Source organism: Pseudomonas sp. PDM10 (assembly GCF_014852295.1).
Lineage (GTDB): Bacteria > Pseudomonadota > Gammaproteobacteria > Pseudomonadales > Pseudomonadaceae > Aquipseudomonas.
Genome location: NZ_JACVBJ010000008.1, coordinates 82,769 through 99,769, shown reverse-complemented (window position 1 = coordinate 99,769; position 17,001 = coordinate 82,769). Strand labels below are relative to the sequence as shown.

Here is a 17,001-nt window from a genome sequence, read left to right as displayed (position 1 = left end):
AAGTCCCACAGCCGGACGCAAGATCCGGGTGTACGTTTTGAAGGCTGGCGCGGTTTACCAAAAATGATCCAAGCCAGTCCCCGAGAAGCCGGCCACAAGCCGGCTTTTTAATGCCTGCGAAAAAGTGAGCCTCAACGATTAGCGAGCTAGATCGACATCCCGCGCTGATCCAGCTCGTCAGCCGTTGGCAAATCAGACTGAAGCAGGTTGTTCTCATGCATGAATCCAGCTGAAGCACATTTCCATTTAGTACCTGATGGTACCTGCGCTGCCTAATCGGCAAGACCTGTTAAATTCGCTCAGTCGATTTTGCTCTTGAGTTCGCCGGTGACTACCGTGTGTTGCTCCACAGCTCACGCGCCCGCTGAGCAGGCGCTAAAAAGTGAGGGGGGGATGATAGCGCTTGGGTAAAGCTTTCTATGCCAGACGGCGGAATTTATTGCGCAGGGATGTTCTGTAGGACGAAAGCCTTTCTATACACAGTGGCTTACGTTTTATCAGCGCCAACGCCTCCCTCGCGCGGGATACCTGAATGGACGTTAACTTATACTCGCCCGCCAATCAGCACAAAACCGTAGCCATCACAGGGAAGCGTCCATGTCCGTTCCAACTTACGATCAGTTCATCGAGCCCATCCTGCGGTTTCTCGCCACAAAACCCGATGGGGCACCCGCTCGGGATGCCTATGAAGCTGCAGCAAAAATGTTGCAACTGACTTTAGAGCAGCGTGAAGAACTGATCACCAGTGGGCAGACGACCTATAAAAACAGAGCGGGCTGGGCACACGATCGGCTGAAGCGTGCCGGCCTTTCCAGCAGTGCCAAACGCGGGTATTGGAAATTGACTGATGCCGGTATGGCCTATGCCAAGGTACATCCAGCCCCCATGCCAGCAGATGAAGTGGAACATTTAGCCATTGGCTATATGAATGTGAAGCTGAAGGTTGCACCGGACGCGGCACCGCTTGATGACGAAACACCTGTTGAACCTGACGCCACCTCCGCGACCGCCAGCCCGGATGATCGGCTTGAACAAGCCCTCCAGGAATTGCGTGATGCCACAGCGGCCGATCTATTGGATAACTTGTTACAGGTCAGCCCCAACCGCTTCGAAGTGATCGTACTGGATGTGCTTCATCGCCTGGGATACGGTGCTAGCCGCAATGACCTGCAGCGTGTCGGTGGGTCTGCGGATGCCGGTATTGATGGAATCATTTCGCTCGATAAGCTGGGGCTCGAGAAGGTTTATGTCCAAGCCAAGCGTTGGCAGAACACAGTGGGGCGTCCTGAGCTGCAGGCATTCTACGGGGCACTCGCCGGGCAAAAGGCTAAGCGCGGGGTGTTCATCACAACCTCTGGTTTCACGGCACACGCTGTCGACTTTGCTAAATCGGTGGATGGGATTGTGTTGGTTGATGGCACGCGACTGGTGCATCTGATGATGGATCATGAGGTGGGGGTTACGTCGCGATTGTTGCGGCTGCCGGCGTTGGATCGTGATTATTTTGATGAGGAGTGAGAGATCGGTTTTGGGCAAACCGGCCACTTCCCCTGCAACGCTTGTAGCTTAAAGTGATGGCACACTAGAATCACGAAGTGAGCCCGACTTGGAAGGTCGCGGTTAACGCGCAGAAAAGATAGGGCTAAAGCGGGTTTAGATAGTTGTGCAGGTCAAGGAGACCACGATGCCAGACGTCAGAAATATCAAGGAACAAAAACTTCTATACCACCTCACTTCGGTTGAAAACCTGGATGGCATTTTTCAGGGAGGCCTGAAGCTTCGCGCTGAACTCACCGACTTTAAAGATGTAGCTGACGGTGAGATTCTGAAAAAGCGTAAAGCCCTTGAGCTTGACAGCTATGTGCCCTTTCACTGGTTCGCTGCAAATCCATTTGACGGAAGTGTGCAACGTAACAACCCTGATGTGAAATTCGTCCTGATCTCCGTTTACAGGACTATTGCGAAACAAAACGGTTGGAAAGTCATTCCTCGCCACCCTCTGGCAAACGATTCAATCCAGTTACTCGATTACGACGAGGGTTTCGAAGCCATCGAGTGGGAGGTCATGAACAGTCGGGAGTATCATGACGCGCACTGCAAAAGCATCTGCATGGCGGAATGCTTGGCGCCTGGCGTTGTGAAACCAAACGCCTTCTTCAAAATCTTCACTCCTAACGAGGAGGTCGAAGCACTCTGCGTGGCTAAAATGCGAGCGGCCGGTGTTAATGTACTCACCGGCGCGCCGCAGCAATGACGAGATCGTGATTCTGGTCTCCAGCCTGTACCGCGTTGAACAGCTTGGCCTACCGTTTGTCTTCACAAACGCACATGCTTACCCGGATTGGACAGACTATTACAGCGATCTGGCGAATCTCGGCGAGATCGATTGGTCTATCCTTCAACGACGCGACTTCAAACGTGACCCTGATGACCCTCGAAAAATGGAGCGTTATCAGGCCGAAGCACTGATTCACCATCACCTACCGATTACAGGACTCCTTGGCATCATGTGCTACACCGATGCAATGAAAGAACGCATAGAGCAAGACGTCGCCGCTAGAGGCCTGACATTGTCCGTTCATGCGCGTCCGGGATGGTATTTCCAATGATCAGATTTACCCAAGGCAACCTTCTGGAAGCCAAAACCGAAGCCCTCGTCAATACGGTGAACACCGTGGGCGTGATGGGCAAAGGTATCGCGCTGATGTTCAAAGAACGCTTCGCGGAGAATTACCGTCTGTATTCGGCGGCCTGCAAGGCTAATGAGGTTGTGACAGGCAAGGTTCATGTAACGGCAGTCAACGAGCTCGACGGTCCTCGCTGGATCGTAAACTTCCCTACCAAACGTCACTGGCGATCGCCGTCGCAGATGGCATGGATAACCGAAGGCTTGCACGACCTGCGTCGCTTCCTGATTGAAAACGACGTGAAGTCCGTGGCAGTTCCACCGCTAGGTGCAGGCAACGGTGGTTTGAAATGGCCAGAAGTTCGCGAACAGATTGTTGATGTCCTGAGTGATCTGGATGTCGATGTGTTGGTATTCGAACCTTCCAACCAGTATCTGAATGTCGCCAAGCGTAGCGGCGTGGAAAAGCTCACGCCTGCTCGCGCACTCATTGCCGAACTGGTTCGACGATATTGGGTCTTGGGTATGGAATGCAGCCTGCTTGAGATTCAGAAACTGGCCTGGTTCCTGGAGCGTGCCATTGAGAAGCTACCAGACACTGAAAACCCACTGAATCTTAAGTTTGTTGCTCATAAATATGGGCCATATGCCAATCGGCTGGAGCATCTGCTCAATAACCTGGATGGCAGCTATTTGCATTGTGACAAGCGCATCAGTGATGCGGGTATCAGCGATGTGATCTGGTTTGACCAAGAGCGCAAAGCCTTTTTGCAAACCTATCTAAAAACAGAGGCCAAGGAGTATTCCGAAGCCTTGGAGCGCACTGCTGAGTTAATCGACGGCTTTGAGTCGCCCTTCGGCATGGAATTGCTGGCGACGGTCGATTGGCTACTGAGTCAGGAGGGGGTATCTCCGACCGTTCCTGCTGTGCGTGAAGCGTTGAAGCATTGGGATGGCGGAGCTGGTGCTGCCGCTCGCAAGAGCAGACTGTTCGAAGATTCGGCGCTTGATATCGCTCTCAAACGCCTGACATCCAGTAGTTTTAGGCCTGAAATGGCTGCCTGATAACCTCACTACCGTCGATGATTGTCCAACAACCGTTGGACAGTTAGGGAACGGCTTGTAGCACCTCAGCGAGCAAAGGTCTGTCTGGATCATCTCGACTGTTCAGCTGCCAAATTAGACGACGCCTGAACACTCCGAAATTGGTCAGCAGCCTGCTGACTAATTCTGTCTGATCGCTTTCAAGCAATTGGGCTGCAAGCTGCTGCCCAATTCAATTGTGCAAGAGCTACTTGCACAATCACCCCTCACGGATAACTAAACCCCTTAACCAACGTCAACTCCCCCACCGCCCGCATCGGCACCAGGAACGTCTCCATCTTCTCGCTCGGCGTCCCCTCCTCCGTAATCACCGTCACCTGCGCCGTCGTCAGCGGCTGAACCGCCTCCTCTTGCCCCTCATCATCACTGCGATACCCGCCCCCGAAGTAGTTCACATAGACGAGGTATTGGCCTTTGATCGGTGCCGGCATAGCAAAGATTTCCGGGCCGTAACCCGTCGTCACGTCAACATCCAGCGCCGCGCCATTGGGCGCAACTCGATCGCCGTACCAGATATGCGCCCCATCCGGCGTAATCAAATGCAGGTCGAGGTCCGTACCGTCACTGTCCCAAGCCAGTAGCACCCGCAATTTCGCCGGAGTGGCCCCGCCGCTGGCGTTGAGGAATTGCGTGCGATGCCGTTGCTGGCCATCGGGGCTGCGGACTTCGACGCTGTTGCTGCCATTGGGGAATGAGAACGGGCGATCAAAGCGGCCGGCAGGATCGATCTTCAGCGGCATGCTGACGCCGTTGACGATCAACCGGCCCGGCTCACCGGACTTGGGCGTCGCGTTGATTTGCCCGGTGATGCGCGCAGTATTGGCCTGCCCCACCGGGGTGTTCACCGAGGAGGCCGGGTAGTTGACGATCTGGCGAAAGTTTTCGCCTTCGCCTTCAGACGCGCCAGTGCGCCAGCCGCCAACGGGGGTGTCGAGTTTGGCGGTGCTTTCGATGGCGAATGCCGTCGGCCATACGCAAAAGGAGCAGAGGAACAGGAGGACCTGTGGATAACGGAGTTTCATGGCCTATTCCAGCAAGAGGTGGCGGGCGAGCCCTTCGATGTAGGTTTCATCCTGGCCGTTGGGGTGTGCTTCGAAGGCCAGGTGCAGGTATTCGTGGGTCAGGTCGAGGCGGTCTTGCAGCGACAACACGCCGCGCGCATAAATGCGCTGACGTTCGCGGTCGACATAGGGGCGGCCGAAGGCCAGGCGGCAGACGGCGAAGGTGCTGACTTCGTTGTAGCCAACCTCGTTTTCCAATCGCGGACGCCAGCCGCGGCGTTGGCTCTGCAGCCAGTCTTGCGCGCTGGGGAGTGCTTCGCAGGAAGCGACTGGATTGTCCCAGCGGCTGAGGCTGGCGCGGGGATAGGCGTGGAGCAGGATGGCGTCGTAGCGTTGGCCGGCGTTGGCTTGTTCGACGGCTTGCTGCCAGGAGAGTTTGTCCGGGCCGGGCTGGTCGGAGTGGTAGGTGACGGTGCTGCCGGCGAGGACCAGGTCGCTGGTCCAGGCGGCGATGTCGCGTGATTCGGTGGTGGCTGGACGTGGGGCGACGCGTTGCCGGCTGCTGCTGTCGTCGATGCTCAGGCAGTCGCCGTGGCGGGTGGCGTTTTGCAGCAGGTACGTGCGGATGGCGATGGCCAAAGCTTTTGCGGCTTCGGCGGGTTCGGGTCTGGCTTCGCGCTGGAGGACGCGGGCGACGTATTCTTCGCGATCCAGACGGGCGATCAGTTGGTCTTTCAGCAAAAACAGTTCGCCGTCGCTGTGGATATCGAGTTGGTTGCCATTGGTGAATTCGACGCGGTAATCGCCCAGCAAGGGGCCGGACTCAACCACACGATCCCCCGTCAGAACGCGCCCGATGGGATAGCGTGAAAACAGCCCCACCTCGACACACCGCCCAGCATCCGAAGGCCAATCCACCGGCAACACCGAAGCCAACGCCCCACCGTAGTGACGCAAGACCATTTGACTGGTCCCACGCCCACCCGCCCAAACCGGCGTGCCATCCGCCGTCCACCCGGCAAAACCGCCCTGACGCGACGAAGGGTCCTGTTCCCCCAGCCAGCTCCAGGTTTTCACCCGCAGCCGGCCACCGAGTTCGCCCACGACATTGCCGTCAGCCGCATTCAACACCACATCCAGCAACACCCGCCGCGCTTGATCCTGCGCGGGCATCCCGGCCAGCACCTTAAGCAATTCAGCCACCGATACTCGCGTAGCAGGCTGCAACGAAGGCAAGTTCAGCAACCACTCCGGCGCCTTACGTGCCTGCCAATACTCCCGCCAACCAGCATCAGAAATACCCAACCGCGCAGGCTCAAAATACAAACCGCACGACTTCACCAAGGCCTGATCGCGCTCAATCTTGCCGCCCGCCGTGCAGCAGTAAACTTCCTCTTTCGCCTGACCGCGACATTCGTAAGCCGGCTCATGGGCATTGGTATCCACCAGCCAGCCGTACACAAACAACTTCCACAAACTGCCCAACGGCGTCTGCAGATCAGCAGGCAACGGCTCGCGCGCGATCACCTGAGTCTGGCTCAAGGACAGCAACTCCCCCTTAAAGGCCAGCCGCAGCGGCGGCTCCTGCGCGGTTGCCAGCGCAGGGATCAAGCACAGCAGCCACCAGACCAGAGGTCGGGTCATGTCAGTTGACCGTGACCTGACCGAGGGCCGGTTTCTGTTCCTGGGCCTGATGCTGTGGCGCGTAGACCTGAGTGAAACGCACCGGCGGCAGGTTGAACTGGCCCTTCTGCGAGAAGCGCACCAAATGACGCAGACGCAATTCACCACTCAAGGCATCGACCGGAATGGCATAGGCCATCTGCCCCGGCTCGAAACGCGCCTTCTCCAACGCGGACGGTTCGGTGCCAGTCTTGCCCATGAGTTTGATGCCCCACGTGGTGCGCTCGACATCGGCGCCCGGTGGCAACGGCACTTCGAGCAAGCCGTAGCGCAGCGGTTTCGCGGCTTTGCTGGTGATGATCACTTCGTCCAGATACAGGCTGTCGCTGGACAACGGCTTGGCACCCACCGCTTCCAGTTTGAAGGTGAAGGCTTCGTCGCCCGGCACCAGACGCGACAGGCGACGGGTGATGGTCACGGCCATCGGATCAACCAGCGGTTGTTGGGTCTGGAAGCTCAACGCCGCTCGCAGCGGACGCTCTTGCGCACCGGTCAGCGACAGCACTGCGGGCACCGGCGCAGCACCCTGCCACGTCCAATAAATCTCCCCGGTATCACCGTACTTTTTCTTCCAGCCTTCACCCGGTGCCAGTGCGATGGTGGGCGAAGCCTGCTCGATGCTGCGTTGCAACCAGGTCAGTGCCAATGCGCGTTCCAGAGTTGATTGTTGTGGCAGCAAACGTTGTAACAACGCTTGCGCGTGAGCCTGATCGAAGGCTTGCAGCGACAGGTTCAACGCTTCGGCAAACGGCTGCGAACTGACCGCCAATCGTTGTTGCGCGTCTGGCAATTGACGACTGAAGGCGTCCGGTAGAGTCACCTTCGATTGCTTAGCCAACGAAGCCGTCAGCGCACGAGCAGCTGCCAGACCGAGCGCCGAATCCGGATCGCTCATGACGATGCTGTCTTCGCCATCGTCCATCAAGTTCGCCGCATTGCCTTCGCCCGCTTTCGACAGGTCATCCATCAAACCGCTGAGCAAGGTGTTCACCGGCAATTGCATCTGTTTGGCGAACGATAGAATCAGCGCGCGCTGCAACAGCGGCGTGTTCTTGGCCTGTTTCGAATAGACCTCCAGCACCCGCTGCCAATGCTCCGGCGGCAGGCTCAATTCCAAGGCTTTGCTAGCGTGCCAGTCGGCGTAGTAAGCGTAAGCGGTGAGGAACGCATCCGGCTCACCGTCCATGCCCCACCAGGTGAAGCTCGCCGAAGGCCCGGCCATTTGCACCAGGCGCAGACGGCTGTTCTGCATGATCAGGCGCAAGCGATCGCGGATTTGCGGATCCGACGACAAGGTCGGATACGCGATGCTCAGCGGCAGCAAACGACTGGCCGTTTGTTCGACGCCGCCGTACGGATAACTCAACAGATCGTCGAGTGCCGAGCGGAACAGCGCTTGCGGGCTGTCATCCAGACGCAGGCGAATATCCGTCGCGTCTGCTGGCAAGATCAGCGGCGTCTCACCGCTGGCCGCGTCCAGGCTTTGGTTCTGAGTCACCTGCCAACCTTCGCCGGTCGCGGTCAGCCGCACAGCCAAGGCATCGGCCGTTTTGCCATCCTGCACCAGCTCAGCCGTCCACTCGCCACTGGCCAACGCGAACGCCGGCAGCGCGATGTAGTTGATGCCGTTGTTCAGCGTCACGGGGACGCGTTGTTCGGCGCCAGCGAAATGACTCACCAGCTCAGCCTTGACCGGTTTCTCGGCCTGACTGAACGCGAACACGCCGAGATCCGGTTTGTCGCCATTGCGGAATTTGGTCGGGCCGCTCCACTTCAGGTACAGCGGTTTTTCCGAGCGTACGAATTGCTTTTTCTGCCCGACCTGACCGTCATCGGCGATGGCCCGGGCGGTGATGCGCCAGCGGGTCAGCGAGTCCGGCATCTTGAAGGTGAAACGGGTTTTGCCGTTGGCGTCAGTGATCAATTCCGGCTGCCACGCGGCAGTGTCGACGTCTTCACGACGCGGCCGCTCCAGCACTTTCACGCCGCGCTCGCTACGATTGGCTTTACCCGGCGCGCCAGGGCTGCCCGGCAATGCCACGTCGTAGCTGATGAACGACAGGCTGGCGCTGGTGCGCACGTTGTTGCGGCGCGGGTGGTAGAAAAACTGGTCGATGGTCGGCGCGACTTCCGGTTGCAACGCGTAGACCATTTCGTCCACCACGCTGACCGTCAGGTGCGCTGGAACAGGCTTGCCAGCGAACTGCGTGGTCAAGTCCACCGACACGGTATCGCCCGGCTGATACGCCTCTTTATCGGTGACGATGGCCACGTCAATCTGCGGCGCGATCACCTTGATGCCGGCGTTCTGGAAGCTGTACTGACCGCCCTTGGTGTAAAGCACGGAGAACGTCAGGTTCGGCGCAAAGTTGTCCTTCACCGGGATCCGCGCGCGGTATTGGGTCTCGCTGAGTTTTTCCATCTTCAGCCAGTCGCCGCCCTTGGACAGCAGCGCTGTGGCCTCGACCTTGTCACGCTCCAGCGACAGCAGTGCATCGCTGATCGGCTCAGGGAACGTGATCAATGCCAGGGCTTCGTCGCCAGCCTTGTACTCGGGTTTATCGAGGACAATTTCCACGGTGCCCGGCACGGCTTTGACGCCGTCGCCCGTGACCGAATGACCGGTGGCGCCCACCACGCGGCCATGGTCATCCTTCAACGTCAGGTTGTAAGTACCCGGACGGTCGAAGGCCAGGGTGAAGCCTTTGTCTTTCGCGGCAAGTTTGCCTTCACCGGTGCTCTGGTCTTCCAGGCGCACCCAGCTGTAGCTGCTCGGCGTGACCGCTTTGCTTTGCTCGCTGCCGCCTTCGTTCAAGTAGCTGAACGCAACCTTGTCGCCCACCGCGCTAAAACGCTGGGGCGCACGCAGGCTGAAACTCGCCGCGCCGCGGTCGATGAGGATTTCCTTGGTGGTCTTGACCCGATACGCCGCGCCATCGCTGGCGAACACGGTGAGCATGTAGCGACTCGGCTTCTCGGCCGCCGGCAGATCCAGCGTCGCGTTGCCCTTGGCGTCGGTGGTCAGTTCGGTGCTGGTCAGCTCAACCGGGAATTGCCCGAGGTATTGCAGTTCGTTGTCGACCATCGACAGTTGTTGGGCGCGCAGGCTCAGGCTCAACTTGGCGTTGGCCACCGGTTTACCGTCCGGGTACAGCAGCACGAGGCTGCCCTTCACGGGTTCGCCGGTGCGGTAATCCTGCTTGGCCAGGTTCAGGGAAATCTCGAAGTGCGGCTTGATGTATTCGGCGACACGGAAGGCGCTGCTGTAGGCCTGATCCTTGTAGCTGAAACGCAGTTCGTAACCGCCCGCTACCGCGTTATCCGGCAACTGGAAACGGCCTTGAGTGCCCGCCTTGGAATCGAGTTTCAGCGCCAGCGATTGCAGCGCCGTGCCGGTGGCATCGAGCACGGTCACGTTGACATCGGCAGCAGTCGGCAGTACAGAGTCGCGGGCGTTCTTGAACTCGCGACCGACAATCTTCAGCGACACCCAATCCCCCGGCCGATACAGCGGCCGGTCGGTGAAGGCATAGAGTTTGGTGTCGTAGATTTCGCTGTCGTAATAGAAGTTTTCGGAGACAAACACCCCGCCCTCTTCGTCCTCGCCAATCACGAAGGAACGCTCCGGGCTGACGTGTTTCAGACGCAGCAAACCATCGGCATCGGTAGCGCCACTGCTCATCACGCCGAGGCCATCGGTCCACAGCACATTCACCTTCGGCACCGAACTGCCTTGGTGTTTGCGCGCGGCCCACACCAGCAATTCATCACCGGCAATCTTGCTCACAGCCACGGTGTTGGAGACGAAGACCATGGTGGTCGCACGGTACTTGCCGATCAGCGCTTCCACCAGGTACAGGCCCGGTTTCAGATTGCCCAACGGGATGTACACGTTGCCCGGTGCAACGCTGACGAACTCGCTGGAAGAACCGGCCAGGTTCACGCCTTCAGGCGGCTGGATCGGTTTGGCTTGCCACAGCGGATAGCGGAATTGGCTGACCACCGGCAGGCCCGGAATCAGCGCGAATTGCGGCTGAGCATCGTAGGGCGTGGGCGCGGCCATGGCGGCGCCCATCTTCAGCTCCGGCACTTCCTCGGTGACTTGCTTGCGCGATTCGTAGGAGAACGCGCGCTGCATCACCCGACGGGATTTGCGGTACCAGTTGTCCCACAGGTACGCGAGGGTGTTCGACAGGCCTTCACCCTTGAACTGACCGTCGCTGACCACGCGGTGCAGGTTCTTCTGACGCTTGAGGAAATCCAGCGGCTTGTCGATGCGGTACACGCGAATGTCGGCGCCACCGTAAGGCTCCATGCGGAACCGGCGATAATCGCGACCCGGCGCTTCGAGGCGAACCATCGCCTGTTCGTCGCTGGCAAAACTGCTGTCGGCCAGCAGGAAAAAGCTTTCACCGGCCACCGGCGTGTAGCCGCTCGGCTCGACGGTGTCTTCGGCGTTGACCGCCGAAAACGGCAGCACCAAGACCAACAGCAGGGACAGGAAACGCAGCATGCGGGCACCGATCATTGGGAGAGAAAGTTCAGTCGATAGACGCCGATGAAGTTGGGGTTGGCTGCGTCGGGTATCCATCGGGTGTCCTTCCATGTCATGAGTTGCTGCAGGCTTGCGGAGCGCATGCCGTTGTCAGTCGGGGTGGTGGTGCCGGTGTGATAGGCGATGTAGCGGCCCATCCAGATCATCAGGTGCTGGTCGTCGCCCTGATCGAAAAACATCAGGTCGCCGGGCCGGGCTTGCGCCAGATCGCGGCCGATCAAATGGCTGTTGAACTGAATCAGTTTGATCGCGTTGACGTACGGGCCGACCTTGCCGTCGCCCTGCTGCCATTGCTGGGCGAGGCCGCGCTGGGCCTCGCTCAGTTGCAGCTCTGGCGGCAGATAACGGTTGGACAGGCCATTGCTGCGCAGCCATTTGTCGTCATGGACTTTCAGCGCTTCGTTGGCCGCGAAACGGACCAGGCCGGCGCAGTCCTGCTGATACCAGCGCGGGCTCGGGCCTTGGGTCAGTTGTTCCTGGGCGATGCGCACGAACCAGGCACGGAAGACCTGGGATTGCTGCGGATCCAGCGGTGTGGCTTCACCGGCAAATGCGCGACTGCCCAGCAACATCGCCAGCAAGCCGAGGCCTCGGATAAGTGCTGTCACAGCGCTTTCCATTCCAGCGGCAGCCACTGCCAGTGGCCGTCGGGCTCGCTGCCTTTGGGCAAGGTCAGGGCGTATTTGCCGTAGCCGCCGAGCTTGCGCAGTTTCGGGATCAGGTAGGTTTGCGCGGCGTTGTAAAACACCGGTTCCATGTCCTGCGGCAGGCTGTCGAGGGTTTCCTGTTGCATCAGTTGCGCCATCGAATCCGGGCCGAAGTAGACCGGCATCAGCAGGTCTTTCGGTACCACGTCGGCCATCGGCGGGAAGCGTTTGTCGAGGGTGCCGAGGGCTTTGTCCACGAGCTTGTCGTCGAGGGAAAACAGCAGCGTCGAACCGTGGCGCGCCAGGCTGACTTTCATGAACGCCTTGCCGGTGATCGCGTCCGGGTTCTCGGCATCCTTGGCCTTGTAAGGACCGAAACTGGAGCTGACCTGACGCTGCCATTGGTGGGTTGGGCCTTGCTGTTTCTCGATCACCGGGAACGCGTGCTCTTCGACGTTGCCTTCGTAGGCGCCGACCATCGAGCCGAACAGATTGCCCAGATCGCCGTCCAGTTTGGCGCTGTCGTCATCGTTCAAACTGGCCACCAGCAGCGGCGTGTACAACCGCGAATCAGCGTACCAGCACAGGCCAGCGGCACCGGCCATGTGTTCGGTCAGGGCCTGAGCCACCGACTCTTCGGCACCGAGTTTCACCAGCAGCGGTTTTTGTTGTTCGGCGGCGAGCGGCAAGGCGACACAGGCGCTGGCGCCCATCGGCATGGCTTGCCAGATCGGCTTGAAATCGAAGTCCGGCTGGTCCTCCAGTTCATCCATGGCCAGGAAGCTGTGCCAGCCCTTGTCGTCCATGTCGAAACGCAGCCCGGCGAAGTTCGGGATGAAACGCTGGTAACCCATGGCCAGGACGCTGGAATTGACCGACAGGCGTTGTTTCACTTCAGGCGCGCGTGGTGGCAGGCCGAAAGCTTCGGGGAACAGTTTCTGGCCGCCGAGCAATGCTTCCAGGGATTCAGTCGACACCATGCCGGGTTCTTCGACCGGACCGTGGCCGGCCTCATACAACTTGGCCGGATTGGACAGCACCACCAGTTTGTCGCCATGAGAGGCGAACAGCAGCGCTTTGCTGTGGTTGTAGGTGAGTTGATAAAGCGGCACCACATCGCCGGCAACCTTGATTTCAGCCAGTTGGGTCAGCTGCGAATCATCCAGCGCTACTTTCGCCAGCGGCTCCAGCACCTTGGCCAGACCACCGCGATCCATCACCAACAAAAAGTCTTTCAGCCGACCATCCGCCCCACGCCACAACGCCACGTCTGCCGGTTGATCGAAGAGCTGCTCGATCAGGCTGTCCTGCAACTTCAGGTCATGTTCGTAAATGATCCGCCGCAGACTGCCGATCAAGCCGAGGCGATCGGCGTGCGCTTCGTAATAGAAGACGAAATCTTCGGTCAGGGTTTCCTTGAGGAACGGCACCGCCAGCAAATCCTTGGGCAACTGGCTCAAGGAGTGGGTTTCGAGCAGACCGTCCGGGCGGCTCATGCCCAGTTTGTCGCTGGCCAACTGCGCCGGGGGCGCCTTGGGTTTGTGCATGAACCAGCCCAACCCGGCCGCGACGCCGGCCACCAGGACCAGCCCTACTACCAGAGCCGGCCAGCGGCGAGGAGTTTTGGCTGCAGGCGTTTCGGCGGCCGGAGAAACAGTGTTATCGCTCATGTTCACAAAACCCGATGTCATCCGTGGAGCGGGATGTTTAATAGTTGAAAGTCTTGACCAGCAGCAGGTCACCGATGGCCCGCAGGGGCACGATGAAGGTCTCGCGTTTTTCGTCGACGGTGTTTTCGTTGAGCACCAGGTTGATCTGCGAGGTGATCACCTCGTTCTGGTTGCTGGTCTCATCGAAGTTATAGCCGCCACTGCCAAAGTTGCCCCAATAGTTCACGTAAACCAGATAAGTGCCATGCATCGGCGCGGTCATGGTGAACATTTCCGGGCCGGGACCATCGACACCGTCCGGGTCCAGACCGCCGCCGTTGCTCATCGCCGGGCGAGCCCAGAACGCATGCTGGCCGTCGGGGGTAATGATGTGCAGGTCGAGTTCGGCTTTCGGGTCATCCCAGCCCAACACCACGCGAATCCGCGCCGGGGTGCGCAGGTTGTTGGCTTCATAGAATTGAACGCGCTTGAGGGATTGGCCTTCAGCGCTGCGTACTTCAACGCTGTTGGAGCCGGCGCCGAACGCATACGGCCGGGCGAAACGCCCCTGGTCGTCGGTGTACAGATTCAGCGGATTGCCGTTGACGGCCAGGGTGTGCGGCCCTCGCTGAGTGCCGATGGCCTTGAGTTGGCCCTGGATCATGGTGCGATTGCGCTGCACACCGCGATCGATCGGTGGCGTTGGATAGGCGACTTGAGGATATTCGCTGCGATCGAGAAGGCCGTTGTAGCGCCAGCCCCCGACCGGCTCCGACAACTCGGCCGTCGGCTCGGCCCAGGCAGCGGTCGCGCAGACGAGCCCCATCAGCAATAGAAGAAATGAACGCATGTGACGCCTCCTGCCATGCATAACGAAACCTTGCGCCCGATCCTCGGCGCGTTACAGATCCAAAAACTGCGTTTCGTCAGAAAGACCCATGACTATCGGGTCGTAGAAGGCGCGAAGATTAGCCATTCGGCGGTTTTTTAACAATCAGATACATCTATTTTTGCGGTGGAATTCACGCTGTCAGGTGGACGATGAGCCGAATAGGCGTCATATTCGGCTCACTATATGAGCCGAATATGACGCCTATTCGGCTCACCCACTCCAAGAGTACCGAGCTCATGGCATCTCACTGGATCTGGCAGCAGCCCGATTGGCCCAATTTCAACTGGCGAGCAGAGCGGTTGGGGCCGTTTTTGCGCGAGTGTGTCCAAGCCCAAGGGCGATTGATGGGCATGGCGAGTTCAGTGGGCAGTTCGCTGAGCGCTCAGAGCGAACTGGATGCACTGTTGCAGAACATCGTGACCTCATCCGCCATTGAGGGTGAGCAGCTCAATGTCGGCTCGGTTCGCTCCTCTTTGGCGCGGCGGCTGGGCCTGGAGCTGGTCGATGGCAATAATGTCAGCCAGCGCAGTGAAGGGCTGGCGCAGTTGATGCTCGACGCCACTAAGCATTTCGCTGAACCGCTGACGCTGGAGCGATTACTGGATTGGCACGAATGGCTGTTTCCCGAGCAAGAGACCGATCTCGCCGCCCGGCCGATCCGTGTCGGTGCGCTACGCGGCGATGATCCGATGCAAGTGGTGTCCGGCCGCCTCGACAGACCAACCGTTCACTTCGAAGCCCCGCCTCGTCAGGGCCTTGAGCGACAGCTCGACACCTTCCTCACCTGGTTTACCGCCAGCCGAAATCAGGCGGGACTTGATCCATTGCTGCGGGCCGGCATTGCGCACTTCTGGTTTGTCACACTGCACCCTTTCGACGATGGCAACGGTCGCCTGACGCGAACGATCACCGATCTGGCATTGGCTCAGGGTGAAGACCAAGCCATCCGTTTCTATGCCATGTCCGCAAGCATTCTCGAAGACCGGTCCGGCTATTATCGAGTGCTCGAAGCCTGCCAGAAAGCCACGCTGGATATCACCGAGTGGCTGGAATGGTTTCTGCAAACCCTGCTGCGCAGCTTGCAACAGGCCATGGCGCGGATCGAAAGTGTGCTGGGCAAGGCGCGTTTCTGGCAGGCGCACCGGGAATCAGAGCTTTCAACCGAGCAAACCAAGGTGCTGAACCGCTTGCTCGATGGTGGGGAACGAGGTTTCTCGGAGGGCATCAGTGCGGCGCAGTATCAGGCCGTGGCGAAGGTATCCAAAGCTACCGCAACCCGTCATCTGACCGATTTGTTGGAGAAAGGATGCCTCATACGTCTGCCCGGTGGTGGGCGCAGTACCCGCTATCAAATCAGCTATCCCGATGACTCAACACAGTAACCTGCTGCAACACACAACTGTGGCGAGGGGATTTATCCCCGTTGGGTCGCGAAGCGGCCCCCAGCGTCCGGCCAAACAGACCGAGTTGTCCGGATTGACGACTGCTTCGCGACCCAACGGGGATAAATCCCCTCGCCACAGGGTTGGTTTACTGGGGAAATACAGCGGTTGAGTCCCCCGCTCATTTGCCCATAACCCCCATGTCTGCTAGTGTCGCGCCGGTTTAACGTCAACCGGAAATAGCCGCCATGGCCCGCAAAAAAGCTGCACTGGATTTCGAACAATCTCTCGCCGACCTGCAAACGCTGGTAGAGCGTCTGGAGAACGGCGAATTGTCGCTGGAAGACTCGCTGACGGCTTTCGAGCAAGGCATCGGTCTGACCCGCGATTGCCAGGCGGCGCTGGCCCAGGCCGAGCAAAAGGTTCAAGTGCTGCTCGAGCGTGATGGCGAGCTGGCCGAGGAACCCTTCGACGCGGATCAGCCAGAATGATTGCAGCGTATTCGGCGACCAGCCAGGCCCGCGTCAACGCAGCACTGGAAACCCTGTTCAACGCGCCGAGCCCGGAGCTCGCGCGTCTGTACGAGGCCATGCGCTACAGCGTGATGAATGGCGGCAAACGGGTCCGCCCGCTGCTGGCCTACGCCGCGTGCGAAGCGCTGGGCGGCCAGGCTGAGCACGCCAACGGCGCAGCGTGCGCGGTGGAGCTGATTCACGCTTATTCCCTGGTGCATGACGATTTGCCGGCCATGGACGACGACGATCTGCGTCGTGGCCAGCCGACCACTCACAAAAAATTCGATGAAGCCTGCGCGATTCTGGCCGGTGACGGCTTGCAGAGCCTGGCCTTCAGCGCCCTGCTCGATCCACGCCTGAGCAACTCTGACGCTGCTCTCATCTCCGATCACCTCCGCCTGCAAATGGTCAGTGCTCTGGCATTGGCCGCAGGCCCGGCCGGTATGGTCGGCGGTCAAGCCATCGACCTTGGTTCGGTCGGTCTGAAGCTCGATCAACAAGCCCTCGAATACATGCACCGGCACAAGACCGGCGCGCTGATCGAGGTCAGCGTCAAACTCGGCGCCCTGGCCAGTGGCCGCGCGGAGAAGGACGAACTGAAGTCTTTGCAGACTTATGCACAGGCCATCGGCCTGGCGTTCCAGGTGCAGGACGACATTCTCGACGTCGAAAGCGATACCGAAACCCTCGGCAAGCGCCAAGGCGCCGACATTGCTCGCGACAAGCCGACTTATCCGGCTCTGCTCGGCCTCGACGCCGCCAAGGCTTACGCTCTGGAACTGCGTGATCAGGCCCTGCACGCGCTGCGACCGTTTGACGCGGCGGCCGAGCCTTTGCGCGATCTGGCCCGGTACATCGTCGATCGCCGCAGCTGACGGCGTATCTGCCAAAAAAAACCAACGCGTGGGCAGGGGGCGATGCATCAGGTAAACTGCCGCATCTTTTAT

12 protein-coding genes and 1 pseudogene are annotated in these 17,001 nt (G+C 59.3%); 7 read left to right on the top strand and 6 right to left on the bottom strand.

Annotated elements, in window-relative coordinates; all coding sequences use genetic code 11:
- Positions 1–597: 597 nt before the first annotated feature.
- From IB252_RS26555 to IB252_RS26540, 4 genes and pseudogenes are all read left to right on the top strand, one after another.
- Complete coding sequence (locus IB252_RS26555; RefSeq protein WP_192410800.1) at positions 598–1,518, top strand: restriction endonuclease; 921 nt, start codon at positions 598–600, stop codon at positions 1,516–1,518.
- 166 nt (positions 1,519–1,684) lie between these two features.
- Positions 1,685–2,254: a DarT ssDNA thymidine ADP-ribosyltransferase family protein gene (locus tag IB252_RS26550; protein WP_192410799.1), complete on the top strand. Its 570-nt coding sequence runs from the start codon at positions 1,685–1,687 to the stop codon at positions 2,252–2,254.
- Positions 2,229–2,609, top strand: a pseudogene (locus tag IB252_RS26545) (DUF4433 domain-containing protein); the annotation flags it as partial. The gene IB252_RS26550 and the pseudogene IB252_RS26545, both read left to right, overlap by 26 nt.
- Complete coding sequence (locus tag IB252_RS26540; RefSeq protein WP_111451192.1) at positions 2,606–3,691, top strand: macro domain-containing protein; 1,086 nt, start codon at positions 2,606–2,608, stop codon at positions 3,689–3,691. The pseudogene IB252_RS26545 and the gene IB252_RS26540, both read left to right, overlap by 4 nt.
- A gap of 245 nt (positions 3,692–3,936) precedes the next feature.
- Here the strand turns inward: IB252_RS26540 and IB252_RS26535 are convergent, their stop codons facing one another.
- The 6 genes from IB252_RS26535 to IB252_RS26510 are packed head-to-tail and all read right to left on the bottom strand — an operon-like array spanning position 3,937 to position 14,115.
- Positions 3,937–4,752, bottom strand: a complete 816-nt coding sequence (locus IB252_RS26535) for a YfaP family protein (protein WP_192410798.1) — start codon at positions 4,750–4,752, stop codon at positions 3,937–3,939.
- Positions 4,753–4,755: 3 nt separating this feature from the next.
- Positions 4,756–6,375: a DUF2300 domain-containing protein gene (locus IB252_RS26530; RefSeq protein ID WP_192410797.1), complete on the bottom strand. Its 1,620-nt coding sequence runs from the start codon at positions 6,373–6,375 to the stop codon at positions 4,756–4,758.
- A gap of 1 nt (position 6,376) precedes the next feature.
- Positions 6,377–10,942, bottom strand: coding sequence for an alpha-2-macroglobulin family protein (locus tag IB252_RS26525; RefSeq protein ID WP_192410903.1), 4,566 nt, complete (start codon positions 10,940–10,942; stop codon positions 6,377–6,379).
- The gene (locus tag IB252_RS26520) at positions 10,939–11,589 is read right to left on the bottom strand and encodes a DUF1175 family protein (RefSeq protein WP_192410796.1); all 651 of its coding nucleotides are present in this window, start codon (positions 11,587–11,589) and stop codon (positions 10,939–10,941) included. Before IB252_RS26520 ends, IB252_RS26525 begins: the two co-directional genes overlap by 4 nt.
- Complete coding sequence (locus IB252_RS26515) at positions 11,574–13,286, bottom strand: DUF2138 domain-containing protein (protein ID WP_111451197.1); 1,713 nt, start codon at positions 13,284–13,286, stop codon at positions 11,574–11,576. The genes IB252_RS26520 and IB252_RS26515 overlap by 16 nt, the downstream gene beginning before the upstream one ends.
- Positions 13,287–13,323: 37 nt before the next feature.
- Complete coding sequence (locus IB252_RS26510; protein ID WP_192410795.1) at positions 13,324–14,115, bottom strand: YfaP family protein; 792 nt, start codon at positions 14,113–14,115, stop codon at positions 13,324–13,326.
- Positions 14,116–14,393: 278 nt separating this feature from the next.
- On the opposite strand from IB252_RS26510, the gene IB252_RS26505 reads away from it, so the two are divergent.
- From IB252_RS26505 to ispA, 3 genes are all read left to right on the top strand, one after another.
- Positions 14,394–15,539 carry a Fic family protein gene (locus tag IB252_RS26505; protein ID WP_192410794.1) on the top strand — a complete coding sequence of 382 codons (1,146 nt, stop codon included), beginning with the start codon at positions 14,394–14,396 and terminating at the stop codon, positions 15,537–15,539.
- A 248-nt stretch (positions 15,540–15,787) separates the two neighbouring features.
- Positions 15,788–16,030, top strand: coding sequence for an exodeoxyribonuclease VII small subunit (locus tag IB252_RS26500; RefSeq protein WP_007894317.1), 243 nt, complete (start codon positions 15,788–15,790; stop codon positions 16,028–16,030).
- Entirely contained in the window at positions 16,027–16,929 is a 903-nt protein-coding gene (ispA, locus tag IB252_RS26495) for a (2E,6E)-farnesyl diphosphate synthase (RefSeq protein WP_111451198.1), read from the top strand. The genes IB252_RS26500 and ispA overlap by 4 nt, the downstream gene beginning before the upstream one ends.
- Positions 16,930–17,001: the final 72 nt, after the last annotated feature.

Coding starts and splice junctions, on each gene's coding strand:
- IB252_RS26555 (WP_192410800.1), top strand. CDS start 598: ATGTCCGTTCCAACTTACGATCAGTTCATCGAGCCCATCCTGCGGTTT.
- IB252_RS26550 (WP_192410799.1), top strand. CDS start 1,685: ATGCCAGACGTCAGAAATATCAAGGAACAAAAACTTCTATACCACCTC.
- IB252_RS26540 (WP_111451192.1), top strand. CDS start 2,606: ATGATCAGATTTACCCAAGGCAACCTTCTGGAAGCCAAAACCGAAGCC.
- IB252_RS26535 (WP_192410798.1), bottom strand. CDS start 4,752: ATGAAACTCCGTTATCCACAGGTCCTCCTGTTCCTCTGCTCCTTTTGC.
- IB252_RS26530 (WP_192410797.1), bottom strand. CDS start 6,375: ATGACCCGACCTCTGGTCTGGTGGCTGCTGTGCTTGATCCCTGCGCTG.
- IB252_RS26525 (WP_192410903.1), bottom strand. CDS start 10,942: ATGATCGGTGCCCGCATGCTGCGTTTCCTGTCCCTGCTGTTGGTCTTG.
- IB252_RS26520 (WP_192410796.1), bottom strand. CDS start 11,589: ATGGAAAGCGCTGTGACAGCACTTATCCGAGGCCTCGGCTTGCTGGCG.
- IB252_RS26515 (WP_111451197.1), bottom strand. CDS start 13,286: ATGAGCGATAACACTGTTTCTCCGGCCGCCGAAACGCCTGCAGCCAAA.
- IB252_RS26510 (WP_192410795.1), bottom strand. CDS start 14,115: ATGCGTTCATTTCTTCTATTGCTGATGGGGCTCGTCTGCGCGACCGCT.
- IB252_RS26505 (WP_192410794.1), top strand. CDS start 14,394: ATGGCATCTCACTGGATCTGGCAGCAGCCCGATTGGCCCAATTTCAAC.
- IB252_RS26500 (WP_007894317.1), top strand. CDS start 15,788: ATGGCCCGCAAAAAAGCTGCACTGGATTTCGAACAATCTCTCGCCGAC.
- ispA (WP_111451198.1), top strand. CDS start 16,027: ATGATTGCAGCGTATTCGGCGACCAGCCAGGCCCGCGTCAACGCAGCA.